This is a genomic window from Nitrospirillum guaranorum, assembly GCF_034653275.1.
In the GTDB taxonomy this organism is placed as follows: Bacteria; Pseudomonadota; Alphaproteobacteria; order Azospirillales; family Azospirillaceae; genus Nitrospirillum.
This window is the reverse complement of the sequence record NZ_JAYEES010000003.1, coordinates 254,772-266,633: the sequence shown is the minus strand read 5'-3', so window position 1 is coordinate 266,633 and position 11,862 is coordinate 254,772. Positions and strand designations below refer to the sequence as shown.

Genomic DNA, 11,862 nt, shown 5'->3' with positions numbered 1-11,862 from the left:
TGGTTCAGCCGGCCTCGGCGGTTGAACTAAGGCGGCGACGGGGGATGGAAAGGGGCGGGAAGAGGGGATTTCCCACAGGGGTAAGCCGCCCGGTATAGGACTCGGCGGCGCCCCCTTACCTCAGTACACGCTGCGCCACAGCTGGTCCTTGGTGGTCAGCATCTTCAGGAATTCCAGGATGGCCCACAACTGGTCATCGGTCAGCGAACTGCCGTCGGCGCGGCGATAATCGTCGTGGCCGCGGTTGCAGTTGCCGGGCAGGGTGGTGTCGTAGACCCAAGTTTGCGCGGTGCCGGGCGTGCCCACGGCGTTGACATAACCCACCTGCACGGGGTCGAACTCCCGGGCGCCCACGGCGAAGGCCTGGGGCCGGGCGGAGGATTTCAGCACGCCCCACAGGGTGGGGACGGACCCGTTGTGCAGGTAGGGGGCGGTGGCCCAGATGCCGAACAGGGGCCGCGCCTCGTAGACCGGCGGCGTCTGGTCGCCGGCGGCACCGTCGCTGGTGACGCAGGATGTCTTGTGCGCCGGCGGGCCGGCGGGCGGCACCGCCTTGAAGGCCGGGCCCATGGCCTGTTCGACATCGTTGACCGACCCCGTCTTCTGGTCGATGGCCAGCTTGATCAGGCTCAGTGGCGTCAGTCCCAGGTTGGCGTAGTCGTCATGGTTCAGCGTGCCGCCCTTCTGGTTCAGCAGGCCGTCGACCACGCTGCCGATGACGCCGTTGGTCAGGACGCTGACGGCCTGGGCCTCCGCCGGCATGTCGCCCTCGCTGACCGATCCGCCGTCGCCGAACAGCAGGGCGCGGGTGCCTTGCAGCGGCCCGGTCTTCGCCCAGCGCAGGGCGTTGCGGTACACGGTGGGGTCGGTGTCGGTGGGGCGCTGGTCCATCACCGGCCAGACGTCCTGGCTCAGGGCCGCCCGGGTCATGTGGTGGCAGTCGGCGCAGACCTCGTTGAACAGCTGGCGCCCCTGTTCCGCCTTGCCGGCGTCGATCGCGCCGAAGACGGTGGACGGCCAGGCGGGTGGTGCCAGCTGGGTGATGGCCCATTCCAGCTTCATCAGGCCCGGTACGCTGACCGAGGTGTCGTAGAAGGGGATGTGGGGGAACAGCCTGGAGGCGAAGCGCCGCCGGTCGCCCGGGCAGGCCTTGCCCGCGATGTCCTTGCCGGCGACGCAGACGTTCAGCGCGCCGAACACGCCCAGCACCTCACCCGTGTTGCGGGCCAGCGCCTTGATGTAGTTGCCGTTGGGGGCGGACAGGTTCCACTGCACCGCATCCTGCTGGTGGGCGTTCCACAGGAAGGGGTAGCTGACCGGGGCATGGGCCGGCAGCACGTTGGACGGCACGCGGAAATCCAGGCCGGTCAGGCGGTTGAAGATCATGCTGAAGGCGTCCAGCCGCGCCGGGCCCCACGCTTGCCCGTCCAGGGCGGCGCTGAAGAACGTCCCCCAGGCGGTGGAGAAGGCGGCCAGGCTGGCCTTCAGCGCGGCTTTGTCCCCGCCAACCCGGGCGGCGAAGCGGCTGAACTTGGCCGGGTCCGACACCGTGTCGGCCAGGGCGGCCGACAGCTCCACCAGGAAGCCCTGGAAGTCGGCGTCGGCCGGGCCGCCGTCCACGCGCAGGGCCGTGCCCTTGTAGGTGATCTGCCCGGTGTGGCAGGCGGCGCAGGTCATGCCGATGTACGTTGGGCCTGTACCCCGATCCAGGGCGAAGCCCACGGGCAGCCCTTCGGGGTTCTGCGCCGAGACGTCGTTGGGCAGGTAGTTGAAGCGCGCCAGCCGGTCGGCGAAGAACAGCTCGGTCGAGGCCGGCCGCTCCAGCGCCTTGAACCAGCTGTACAACATGAGCTGCGAGCCTTGGCTGGTGGTGTAGAAGCCCTGGCGCACTGACTGCGGCCAATTCTGGTCCAGCAGGTGGACCACCTCGGGCGCCGCCCCCGTGGGGAAGGGGGCGGGCGTGGCCGCCCGCGCCCGGGGCGCCCCGGCATGGCCGGCCGCCAGTAAGCCCAGGCCGGCCAAGGCCGCCACCATGCGCCGCCGCGCGTTGAAAACCCGCATGGCACCCGTCCCCCATCGCCGTCGTCGCGCTTTGATCCCCCGATCGTGCCTTTGCGCCGTGCCGTACGGAATGGCAAGGGGTTTTTTCAACCACGCGTACGCATGGGCCCCGTCGCCCACGGTGACGCATGTGGTCCCGCGCACAGCCGGCGTGCCGGATGCCCGCTGGACGCGGCCGCCCATCCTTGCCAGAAAGGCGAGTAAAAGCCGGGGAAGACTGGTCACCCGCCTAACCATTGGGAGAGAAGCATGCAGGTTCAAGGTGTTGCCGCCATCATCACCGGCGGTGGTTCGGGTCTGGGCGCCGCCACGGCGCGCCGCCTGGCGGCCGAGGGCGCCAAGGTGGCCCTGCTGGACGTGAACCTGGCCGCGGCCGAGGCGGTCGCCGCCGAGATCGGCGGCCTGGCGCTCAGCTGCGACGTCACCAGCGCCGACAGCGCCACCGCCGCCATCGCCGCCGCGCGCGAGGCCCATGGCGCCGCCCGCATCGCCGTGAACTGCGCCGGTGTCGCCACGGCCGGCCGCGTGCTGGGCCGCGAGGGCCCGCTGGCCCTGGACGCCTTCCGCAAGGTCATCGAGATCAACCTGATCGGCAGCTTCAACATCCTGCGCCTGGCCGCCGCCGACATGAGCACGCTGGATCCGCTGGAGGATGGCGAGCGCGGCGTGATCATCAACACCGCATCCGTCGCCGCCTTCGACGGCCAGGTGGGGCAGGCCGCCTACAGCGCGTCCAAGGGCGGCGTGCACGCCATGGCCCTGCCCATCGCCCGTGAACTGGCCCGCGTGGGCGTGCGCGTCATGACCATCGCCCCCGGCATCTTCTGGACCCCCATGGTGGCGGGCTTCACGCAAGAGGTGCAGGACAGCCTGGCGGCTTCCATCCCCTTCCCCAAACGCCTGGGCAAGCCGGAGGAATACGCGGAACTGGCCCTGACCATTGTCCGCAACGTCATGCTGAATGGCGAGACCATCCGCCTGGATGGCGCCGTGCGCATGAATGCGAAGTGATTAGGGTGCCCTCGGCCGCCGGGCGCCGCCGTCCGGCGGCCCCGGTCGGGGGCTAAGAGGAAAAATGGGCGGGCCGACCGGTGGCTAACCCCGCCGCTGACGGAACGCTTCCAATGCCTTCTCCATCTCGCGCGCGATGGGGGTGACCAGGGGGTGGGCGGCGTAGGCGGTCCACAGGGCCGCCAGCGCCGGTCGCTTTTCCAGCATGTCCTGCGGCGTGTAGCGGGGCAGGAAGCGCGCCAGGAAGATCAGCGTGGGGGCCAGCGCGCAATCGGCCAGGCTCAGCGTGCCGGGCGAGGGCGCCGGCAGGGGCCCCCGCGCCACCACCACCTCCAGCGCGTCCAGACCCCGGGTCAACTCCGCCAGGCGGGCGGCGCTGGCGGCGGGGTCGGCGGTTTGGGCCGTCCCCCGCTGTGCCATCAAAGACAGCAGCGGCGGCAGGACATACAGGTCCAGCAGGCGCGCCACCGTGCGCTGGGCCGCCCGCGCCACCGGGTCGGCCGGCAGCAACGCCGGCCTGGGGAACGCATCCTCCAAAAATTCACAAATGACGGCGGACTCCAGGATGTGGGCGCCGCCGGCGTCCAGCACCGGGGTCTTCCCCAGCGGGTTGATGGCCTGGAACGCGGCCGATCTCTGGCCGTCCGGGGGATCCACCAAGGGAATTTTCAGGCCCTTGGCGCGAATGGCCAACACCACGCGGGCGGAATAGGGGGACAGGGCGGCGCTGTAAAGTTTCAAGGGCTGTCTCCTCTAACCGTAAAGGTGGACCAGGCATGATGGTCTTGCGGCTGGCGGTCGACGGGGCCGGACGGTATGGTCATTCATCATGCCATTGAATGCCTGCCAACCCTTGCCGGATATCGCGGGTTTCATCCGTGCCGATGAATTGCCCGACGGCCCCATCGCCCACGCCTACGCGTGGTGGCGGGGGCTGGGGGGCGGGGCCGTGCCGCCGCCCTCGGCGGCATTGGACGTGGCGGCGGTGCCGGACAGTTTCCTGCCCCATCTGGCGGTGACCACGGCTTTCCGTGCCGATGGCCGGGTGCGGGTGGTGTTCTGCGGCTCCCTTTCCGCGCTGGCCGCCGGCAGCGACCCCACGGGCCGCTATTTCGATGAATTCTATCCGCCCGACATGCTGGAGGCGGCTCTGGGGTTCCAGGCGGCCATCGTGCGCGACGCCCAGCCCATCTTCGGCCAGGACCAGGTGGGCACGGACGAGGGCGTGATGTACCATGTGCCCCGCATCGGCCTGCCCTTCCAGGGCGCCGACGGCAGCCTGGACCGGCTGGCCATCGTCATGCACTACCAACCGACGCCGGAGAACTTCAAGGTGCGGTTGCGGGTGTTCCAGGACCGCGCCCGGCTGCTGCGGCGCGAACTGCGGCTGGTGGCGCTTTAAGGCCACAGTGGCGGAAGGAAGTGTGCAGGCGCGGCATTCGAACGTTGCGCGAAACGCACCCCCGGCGCGATAATAATTACCCGGACAGCACCCCATGTGGGGCGCCGCCGCGCCGTCCCCCGAAGGATGTCTTCCCGTGTCTGAGGCACCGCACACCCGGTCCCCCCTTCCGCCGCCGGACGGGGTCTTGTCACCGGGGGAGGGCCGCGAGGCCTCCACGGCGCCTTCGCCTGGCCCAGTGCCGCGCCGCCCTCTGCCGCGCCGCCATGTGTTGGTGGGCGTCGCCAGCGCCCTGGCGGCGGCCGGTTTGGGCTGGGGCGGCGGCGGCCGGGGCGGCCACGCCGAATCCATCCGCTTCCTGACCATCGGCACCGGCACCACCGGCGGTACCTACTTCCCCATCGGCGGCATCCTGGCCAACGCCATCAGCAACCCGCCGGGCAGCCCGGGCTGCGACCGGGGCGGCAGCTGCGGCATACCCGGCGTCATCGCCGTGGCGCAGACCACCTCGGGTGCTGTGGAGAATATCGAGGCCCTGCGCGCCGCGCGGTATGAGACGGGGCTGGTGCAGGCCGACATCGGCTTCCTGGCCTACAAGGGCAAGGGCCCCTACGCCGGCAAGCCGCCCTTCACCGAGCTGCGGGCCCTGGCCAACCTGTACAGCGAGACGGTGCACCTGGTGGTGCGGGGCGACAGCCCCATCAAGACGGTGAACGACCTGAAGGGCCGGCGCGTGGCCCTGGGTGAGAAGGGCTCCGGCACCCTGCCCACCGCCCTGCTGATCCTGCAGGCGCACGATTTGTCGGAAAAGACGGTGCAGCCTTTCTACCTGAACCCCGGCACGGCGGGGGACCGCTTGGCCTCGGGCCAGCTGGACGCCTTCTTCATCATCGGCGGCTATCCCCTGCCGGCGGTGGCCGACGTGGCGGCGCGCCTGCCGGTGCGCCTCATCTCCATCATCGACGCCCGCCTGCCGCGCCTCAGCCCCGGCCTGCCCCTGTTCACCGAGACCACCATCGGCGGCGACGGCGCCTATGTCGGCGTGCCGGAGACCAAGACCCTGGGCGTGGGCGCCCAGTGGCTGGCCACCACCGCCCTGCCGGATGAGCTGGCCTACGGCATCGTCAAGGCGCTGTGGCACCCCAACACCCACCGCCTGCTGGTGGCTGGCCACCCCCGGGGCGACAGCATCCGCAAGGAAGCGGCGCTGACCGGCCTGGCCGTGCCCCTGCACCCGGGTGCAGCCCGCTATTACCGGGAGCAGGGCTTCGACGTGACGCTGGCCACGTCAGGCTGAGCCCTTAATCCAGCAACATGTCCAAGACCACCGTCTCCCGCGCCGCGTCCGCGCGCCAGTCCTTCATGGCGGGCAGGCCCTCGATGGCGGCGGCATAGGCCTGGGACGTTTCGGTCAGCGGCACCTTCCAGGTTTGGAAACGGGTGACGACCGGGGCGTACATGGCGTCGGCGATGGTGAAGGCGCCGAACAGGAAGGGGCCGCCATGCCGGTCCAGGCAATCGGTCCAGATGGCCTGGATGCGGGTGATGTCGCCGGCGGCCTTGGCCAGCCGCTCCGGACGGTCGATGGTGCGGCCCAGGTCCATGAACAGGTTGCGGCGCACGTCCATGAAGCCGGCGTGCATCTCGGCGCTGATGGACCGCGCGTGGGCGCGGGCGGCGCGGTCTTGCGGCCACAGCCGGGCCTCGGGCGCCAGCTCGGCGGCGTATTCGCAAATGGCCAGGCTGTCCCACACCGTGACATCGCCGCCGGCGGTGCTGTGGATCAGCGCCGGCACCTTGCCCGCCGGGCTGTGGGCCAGCATGCGCGCCTTGCTGTCCGCCTGCCGCAGGGGAATTACCACCTCCTCGAAGGCCAGGCCGGCGTGGCGCAGCGCCAGGTAGGGGCGCAGCGACCAGGAGGAATAGGTCTTGCTGCCCAGGATCAGGGTCAGGTCGGCGGACATGGGGCTGGTCCCTCGGGATCGGTGGCGACGGGCGGGTGAGGGTAGCGGGGGATGTCCTTCCGCGCCAGCGGTGTCGCCACCCGTGTGACGCCGCCGCGTTTGAAACCGAGCTCCGGATGTGGAACCCTGCGCGCCTGACTTTCCGAAGCCGAAAGGTTCCGCCTGTGCTGCCCTGCTTCCTGGCCCAGAAGGCCGCCGACACCGTCACCCTGGTCCCTGTGCGCAAGGATGGGCTGGACGCCTGGCTGGAAACGGCCCCAGCCGCCACCGCCGCCTGGGTGCGCAGCGTCGGCTTCACGGCCGAGCCGGGCGCCACCGCGCTGCTGCCCTCGGCCGACGGTCAGTTGGACCGGGTGCTGGTGGGCGTGGGCGAGACGGTGGATCTGTGGAGTTTCGCCGGCCTGCCGACGACGCTGCCGGCGGGTCCTAAAACGTCCAAGGGCGGCGGCGCCAGCTACGCCCTCGACCACAGCCTGACGCCCGAGCAGGCGACGGCTGCCGCCACGGGCTGGGCGCTGGCCAGCTACCGCTTCACCCGCTATCGCAAGGCGACGAAGGACCTGCCGCGCCTGGTGCTGCCGGCCGGTGCCGACACCGATGCCGTGGACAGCATGGCCCGCGCCGTCTACCTGGTGCGCGACCTGATCAACACCCCGGCGGAGGACATGGGGCCGGCCGATCTGGCGGCCACGGCGAAGGAACTGGGGGCCGAGTTCGGCGCCGAGGTCTCGGTCATCGTCGGCGACGACCTGCTGGCCCACAACTACCCCACCGTCCATGCCGTGGGCAGGGCAGCGGACAAGAAGCCCCACTTCATCGACCTCACCTGGGGGGATGCCGCCCACCCGCTGGTCTGCCTGGTGGGCAAGGGTGTGTGCTTCGACAGCGGCGGCCTGGACATCAAGGCGGCGGGCGGCATGCTGCTGATGAAGAAGGACATGGGCGGTGCCGCCCATGTGCTGGGCCTGGCGCGCCTGGTCATGGCGGCCAAGCTGCCGGTGCGCCTGCGCGTGCTGGTGCCGGCGGTGGAGAACGCCATCTCCGGCAACGCCTTCCGCCCCATGGACATCATCACCACCCGCAAGGGCCTGACGGTGGAGATCGGCAACACCGATGCCGAGGGCCGGCTGATCCTGTGCGACGCCCTGACGGAGGCCGACAGCGCCAAGCCCGCCCTGATCCTGGACTTCGCCACCCTGACGGGCGCCGCCCGCATCGCACTGGGCACCGACCTGCCGGCCCTGTTCGCCAACGACGACCAGCTGGCCGACGACATCCTGGCCGCCGCCAAGGAAACGGGAGACCCGCTGTGGCGCATGCCGCTGTGGCAGGGCTACGCCAAGCAGCTGGACAGCAAGATCGCCGACCTGAACAACGCGCCGGGCGGTGGCTATGGCGGCGCCATCACCGCGGCCCTGTACCTGGAGCGCTTCATCACCAAGGGCACGCCCTGGGCCCACATCGACCTGATGGCCTGGAACGCCAGTGCCAAGCCTGGCCGGCCGGAGGGGGGCGAGGCCATGGGCCTGCGCGCCGCCTTCGCCATGCTGAGCCGCCGGTACCCCGCCCAGGCCTGAAATCCCCCGGCGCTTCCCGGGAAACGACCGGGAAGCGCCGGCTTGGATAAAAAATAATTATGTAGCGTCCCGCTACCCCTTCGGGGGTGGCAGGCCCTTGCCGCTGGGCTGGACTTTCGGCACACTCCCGACAGTTGCGGCTGGCCGATACGCTGTCGGAATGACGGCGGGGCCGGAACAACGGGCGGGCCGGATGAACGTTTCCGGGTGCGGGGGGCATCATGTCGCGTAATCTCGAAGCCCTGGAACTCTGGCGCGGCGCGCTGGTGGCCAGCGTGCGGGCCGCCAGCCCGGACCTCTCGGCCCGCCAGCTGGCCTTGCTGCTGACCGTCTACATGACCCCGCCGCCCCATACGGTGCGTGGCCTGGCGGCGACGCTGAACGTGTCCAAGCCCGCCATCACCCGCGCCCTGGACCGCCTGGGCCGCCTGGGCTTCACCAAGCGCAAGCGGGATGCGGAGGATCGGCGCAATGTCCTGGTGCAGCGCACGGTCAAGGGCTCCGTCTTCCTGCATGAGTTCGGGCAGATGGTGATTGACGCGGGCGCCGTGCAGGGCGCATTGGACGGGGCACGCGCCGCGGCCCCCCGGCCGGCCGCAGCGACCCCGGTCGCCCCCCCGTCAGCTTCGGAGCCGGTGTCAGCGCCGGTATGATGTGAGATGTCCAGCAAGCCCAAGACCACGCCGGTGCTAGACCCGCGCGTGAACCCCTACCGTTCCGACCTCGCCTCCGCCCACCTTTACGGCAAGGTCACGGCCGAGCGCTATGTCGACGGTGTGCCCTGCCAGGTGCGCGCCGGCTACGTCAGCCTGAAGGAAGAGCCCACCTTCACCGCCCGCCAGTCCAGCCAGCTGCTGTTCGGCGAAGTGTTCACGGTGTTCGAGGAGAAGGACGGCTGGGTCTGGGGCCAGAACGCCACCGACGGCTATGTCGGCTATCTGCAGCTGGAGGCCCTGGATGACGAGTTGGCGGAGCCGACGCACAAGCTGACGGCCCTGCGCAGCTTCTTCCATCCCGAGCCGGACCTGAAAACCCCGCCGCTGGACATGATCAGCCTGGGCGCGCCCCTGTGCGTGGTGGAGGTGGAGAACGGCTTCGCCGGCGTGGCCGGCGGCGGCTGGGTCCCGCTGGTCCATGTGGCGGAGATCGGTTCCCTGAAGGCCGACCCGGTGGAGACGGCCCTGCGCCTGCTGGGCACGCCCTATCTGTGGGGTGGCCGCACCAGCGTGGGCATCGATTGCTCCGGCCTGATCCAGCTGGCGCTGGATGCCGCCGGCCTGCCGTGTCCGCGCGACAGCGACCAGCAGCAGGCGGCCCTGGGCACCCTGGTTTCGGCCGATGGCGTCGGCCATACCTACCAGCGCGGCGACCTGGTGTTCTTCCCCGGCCATGTCGGCATCATGGCGGATGAGACCCATCTGGTGCACGCAAACGCCCATCACATGGCCACGGTGCGCGAACCCCTGGCCGATGTCCTGGCGCGGGCGGCGGCGGGCAAGGGCGTCACGGCGGTGAAGCGCCTGGGGTGAGCTGGCGGCGGCCTCCGTGATGTCCGCGAACATCCCGGCGCATTTCAACCTGCATCGGCGGGTCGGGAATTGTTAGGTATGGGAAACGTTCGGGTCGCGACATATGGTGTGACGAACGGAGACCCCCATGCTGTCACCCCATTTCCGCGCGTTGATGGACACTGTGCCCGATGGCGTGATCGTCATCGACGGCCAGGGCACGATCCAGTCCTTCAATCCCGCCTGCGAACGCCTGTTTGGCTGGACGGCGGCGGAGGTGATCGGCCGTAACGTCAAGATGCTGATGCCCGCCCCCTACCAGGGCGAGCACGACCAGTATCTGGCCCGCTACCGCGCCACCGGGGAAAAGCGAATCATCGGCATCGGCCGCGAGGTCACGGGCCTGCGCCGCGACGGCACCACCTTCCCCATGGAACTGTCGGTGGGCGAGGCGCTGCAGGACGGGCCACCGGCCTATATCGGCATCATCCGCGACATCAGCGACCGGCGGGCGGCGGAAGAGGCCCTGCGCAACCGCGAGGCGCGCCTGGCCTCCATCATCGAGACCATCCCGGACGCCCTCATCGTCATCGACGGGCAGGGGCTGATCCGCTCGTTCAGCCCGGCCGCCCAGCGCCTGTTCGGCTACACCGAGGCCGAGGTGCAGGGGCTGAACGTCAGCATGCTGATGCCCTCGCCCTACCGGGAACAGCACGACCAGTACATCGCCCGCTACCTCGCCACGGGGGAGAAGCGCATCATCGGCGTCGGCCGCATCGTCTCCGGCCAGCGCCGCGACGGAAGCGTGTTCCCCATGGAACTGGCGGTCGGCGCCGTGGACCTGGAGGGGGAGCGCCTGTTCACCGGCTTCATCCACGACCTGACGGAACACCAGGCGGTGGAGCGGCGGCTGCAGCAGTTGCAGGCCGAACTGCTGCACGTCAGCCGGGTCAGTGTCATGGGGCAGTTGGCGTCGGCCCTGGCGCATGAGCTGAACCAGCCGCTGACGGCGGTGGTCAACTACATCAAGGCGTCCCTGCGGCTGCTGGAGCGGCCGGAGACCGTTGACATGCCCCTGGCGCGCGAGGCCATGGAAAAGGCGTCGGCGCAGGCGTTGCGGGCCGGGCAGATCATCCGGCGGCTGCGCGACTTCATCGCCAAGGGCGGCACCGACCGGCGCGCCGAGAGCCTGGACGGCCTGATCGAAGAGGCGGCCGCCCTGGCCTTGGTTGGGGCGCGGGAAAGCGGCGTGCGCATGGACTTGCGCCTGCAGCGGCAGGACCTGCGCGCCGTGATCGACAAAATCCAGATCCAGCAGGTGCTGCTCAACCTCATCCGCAACGCGGTCGAGGCGATGGAGGGCCAGCCGGAACGCATCCTATCCATCACGGCGGCCCCCATGGTGGCCCCGGATGGCGCGAGATTCATGGAGATCGCCGTGGCCGATACCGGGCACGGGCTGGATGACGCCGCCATGGCCCGCCTGTTCCAGCCCTTCGTTTCCGGCAAGGAACGGGGCATGGGGGTGGGGCTGTCGATCAGCCGGTCCATCGTCGAGGCCCACGGTGGCCGGCTGTGGCCGGACCGTAACGAACAGGGTGGCGCGACCTTCCGTTTCACGCTGCCCCTGCTGCCCGAGGCTGAGAGAAGCCATGACGCCTGATCCGGTCATCGCCGTGCTGGATGACGATGCCGCCGTGCGGGATTCGCTGCGGCTGTTGCTGATGGCATCCGGCTACCAGGTCGCGGTCTTTTCCTCGCCCCTGGAATTCTTGGACTCCGACGCGCCGACGCGCTGCGCCTGCCTGGTGGTGGATGTGCGCATGCCCGGCCTGAGCGGGCTGGAGGTCCAGGAACGGCTGGTCGCGCGGGGATCCACCCTGCCGGTCATCATCATGACCGGCCATGGCGACGTCCCCCTGGCGGTGGCGGCGATGAAGGCCGGGGCCCTGGATTTCATCGAAAAGCCGTTCGAGGAGGAGATGTTGCTGGCGTCCCTCCAGTCGGCGCTGTCGCGGCCCCGTACCGTGGCCGACGCGGCCCCCCCGCCTCCCGGGAGCGAGGCGCCGTCGCCGGAGGCGCTGGCCAGCCTGAATGCGCTGACGCCGCGGGAATTGGACGTGTTGCAAGGGCTGGTCGACGGCAAGCCCAACAAGATCATCGCCTTCGATCTGTCCATCAGCCCGCGCACCGTTGAAATCCACCGCGCCCGGGTGATGGAGAAGATGCGCGCCAGCAGCCTGTCCCACCTGGTGCGCCTGGCGCTGGCGGCAGGTATTCGCCCGAACGCGGGTTGATCCGCGTCAAACACGGCCGGAATACGGGGAAACCCTTATTAC

11 protein-coding genes are annotated in these 11,862 nt (G+C 70.0%); 8 read left to right on the top strand and 3 right to left on the bottom strand.

The annotated features are described in order from the left end of the window. Nucleotides 1-120 precede the first annotated feature (120 nt). A complete protein-coding gene (locus UAJ10_RS10045; protein WP_322915242.1) occupies nt 121-2,061 on the bottom strand; it encodes a di-heme-cytochrome C peroxidase in 1,941 nt (646 codons plus the stop codon). Nucleotides 2,062-2,310: 249 nt separating this feature from the next. Here UAJ10_RS10045 and UAJ10_RS10040 point away from each other — a divergent pair, with 249 nt between their 5' ends. Next, nucleotides 2,311-3,072: an SDR family NAD(P)-dependent oxidoreductase gene (locus UAJ10_RS10040; RefSeq protein WP_145749332.1), complete on the top strand. Its 762-nt coding sequence runs from the start codon at nt 2,311-2,313 to the stop codon at nt 3,070-3,072. An 84-nt stretch (nt 3,073-3,156) separates the two neighbouring features. Here UAJ10_RS10040 and UAJ10_RS10035 read toward each other — a convergent pair whose 3' ends face one another. After that, the gene (locus tag UAJ10_RS10035; protein ID WP_322915241.1) at nt 3,157-3,813 is read right to left on the bottom strand and encodes a glutathione S-transferase family protein; all 657 of its coding nucleotides are present in this window, start codon (nt 3,811-3,813) and stop codon (nt 3,157-3,159) included. 112 nt (nt 3,814-3,925) lie between these two features. Between UAJ10_RS10035 and UAJ10_RS10030 the strand changes: the two genes are divergently transcribed. Both UAJ10_RS10030 and UAJ10_RS10025 read left to right on the top strand, forming a co-directional pair. Then, the gene (locus UAJ10_RS10030) at nt 3,926-4,474 is read left to right on the top strand and encodes a PAS domain-containing protein (RefSeq protein WP_322915240.1); all 549 of its coding nucleotides are present in this window, start codon (nt 3,926-3,928) and stop codon (nt 4,472-4,474) included. Nucleotides 4,475-4,712: 238 nt separating this feature from the next. Next, on the top strand, nt 4,713-5,771 hold the full coding sequence (locus tag UAJ10_RS10025; protein ID WP_322915239.1) for a TAXI family TRAP transporter solute-binding subunit: 1,059 nt from the start codon (nt 4,713-4,715) through the stop codon (nt 5,769-5,771). A 4-nt stretch (nt 5,772-5,775) separates the two neighbouring features. On the opposite strand, the gene UAJ10_RS10020 is transcribed toward UAJ10_RS10025, so the two are convergent. Next, nucleotides 5,776-6,438 carry a glutathione S-transferase family protein gene (locus UAJ10_RS10020; protein ID WP_322915238.1) on the bottom strand — a complete coding sequence of 221 codons (663 nt, stop codon included), beginning with the start codon at nt 6,436-6,438 and terminating at the stop codon, nt 5,776-5,778. A 164-nt stretch (nt 6,439-6,602) separates the two neighbouring features. On the opposite strand from UAJ10_RS10020, the gene UAJ10_RS10015 reads away from it, so the two are divergent. The 5 genes from UAJ10_RS10015 (at nt 6,603) to UAJ10_RS09995 (ending at nt 11,820) form a co-directional block, all read left to right on the top strand. After that, entirely contained in the window at nt 6,603-8,015 is a 1,413-nt protein-coding gene (locus tag UAJ10_RS10015; protein ID WP_322915237.1) for a leucyl aminopeptidase family protein, read from the top strand. 221 nt (nt 8,016-8,236) lie between these two features. Further along, entirely contained in the window at nt 8,237-8,668 is a 432-nt protein-coding gene (locus UAJ10_RS10010; RefSeq protein ID WP_322915236.1) for a MarR family transcriptional regulator, read from the top strand. 6 nt (nt 8,669-8,674) lie between these two features. Further along, nucleotides 8,675-9,544: a C40 family peptidase gene (locus UAJ10_RS10005; RefSeq protein WP_322915235.1), complete on the top strand. Its 870-nt coding sequence runs from the start codon at nt 8,675-8,677 to the stop codon at nt 9,542-9,544. A 127-nt stretch (nt 9,545-9,671) separates the two neighbouring features. Next, nucleotides 9,672-11,186 carry a PAS domain-containing sensor histidine kinase gene (locus tag UAJ10_RS10000; RefSeq protein ID WP_322915234.1) on the top strand — a complete coding sequence of 505 codons (1,515 nt, stop codon included), beginning with the start codon at nt 9,672-9,674 and terminating at the stop codon, nt 11,184-11,186. Continuing rightward, the gene (locus UAJ10_RS09995) at nt 11,176-11,820 is read left to right on the top strand and encodes a response regulator transcription factor (RefSeq protein ID WP_322915233.1); all 645 of its coding nucleotides are present in this window, start codon (nt 11,176-11,178) and stop codon (nt 11,818-11,820) included. Before UAJ10_RS10000 ends, UAJ10_RS09995 begins: the two co-directional genes overlap by 11 nt. Nucleotides 11,821-11,862 lie beyond the last annotated feature (42 nt).

Bases quoted from the DNA above. Each gene is read 5' to 3' on its own strand.
- UAJ10_RS10010 (WP_322915236.1), top strand. From the start codon at position 8,237: ATGTCGCGTAATCTCGAAGCCCTGGAACTCTGGCGCGGCGCGCTGGTG.
- UAJ10_RS09995 (WP_322915233.1), top strand. From the start codon at position 11,176: ATGACGCCTGATCCGGTCATCGCCGTGCTGGATGACGATGCCGCCGTG.
- UAJ10_RS10020 (WP_322915238.1), bottom strand. From the start codon at position 6,438: ATGTCCGCCGACCTGACCCTGATCCTGGGCAGCAAGACCTATTCCTCC.
- UAJ10_RS10000 (WP_322915234.1), top strand. From the start codon at position 9,672: ATGCTGTCACCCCATTTCCGCGCGTTGATGGACACTGTGCCCGATGGC.
- UAJ10_RS10045 (WP_322915242.1), bottom strand. From the start codon at position 2,061: ATGCGGGTTTTCAACGCGCGGCGGCGCATGGTGGCGGCCTTGGCCGGC.
- UAJ10_RS10040 (WP_145749332.1), top strand. From the start codon at position 2,311: ATGCAGGTTCAAGGTGTTGCCGCCATCATCACCGGCGGTGGTTCGGGT.
- UAJ10_RS10005 (WP_322915235.1), top strand. From the start codon at position 8,675: ATGTCCAGCAAGCCCAAGACCACGCCGGTGCTAGACCCGCGCGTGAAC.